The 561-nt window shown below is 40.1% G+C and carries 1 pseudogene; it reads left to right on the top strand.

The features are described from left to right. Nucleotides 1-232 precede the first annotated feature (232 nt). Nucleotides 233-561, top strand: a pseudogene (locus B3O33_RS06775) (4Fe-4S binding protein); the annotation flags it as partial.

Raw genomic sequence — 561 nt, 5'->3', positions numbered from 1 at the left:
GATAGTTGTCATTGGCGTCATTGCATACAAGGTAGTCAAAAATATGGAAGATAGTTCCAACGATAATTAAGTAAATGATAAACGCAAAAAAAGCCGATTATTTCGGCTTTTTTTGTAAATTAAAAACTAAATCAGTAAATGCTTATGTGCTCGAACGTGTTACAATTCCATCGGATAAGCTGTGAATGAGGTCCAAACTGTGTCGGAACAAGCGAAGTCAGCTGAGCTCAATATTAATGACATCTATGATGAGGTCTCTGACTGGCATGTTAACGCCGGCGGCACTAAAGTCGTAGCAAAACGTATGTCGGGCCGTTTCAGACGACTGAAATGGTTTGGCATGTCAGTGTGGTTAATCTTCTTTCTTGGTCCCTACCTCCGTTGGAATGGACAACAAGCTGTTCTTTTTGATATTCCCAATCGGCAGTTCAATTTTTTTGATATCACAATTTTTCCGCAAGATATCTGGATGTTGTCCCTTACCTTGTTGTTTTTTGCCATATTACTGGCTGCAGTCACCAGTATAGCCGGTCGCGTATTCTGTGGTTATTTCTGTTTTCA

It is taken from the genome of Methylophaga sp. UBA1464, assembly GCF_002325665.1.
GTDB lineage: Bacteria > Pseudomonadota > Gammaproteobacteria > Nitrosococcales > Methylophagaceae > Methylophaga.
This window is presented reverse-complemented; position numbering and strand designations above follow the sequence as displayed.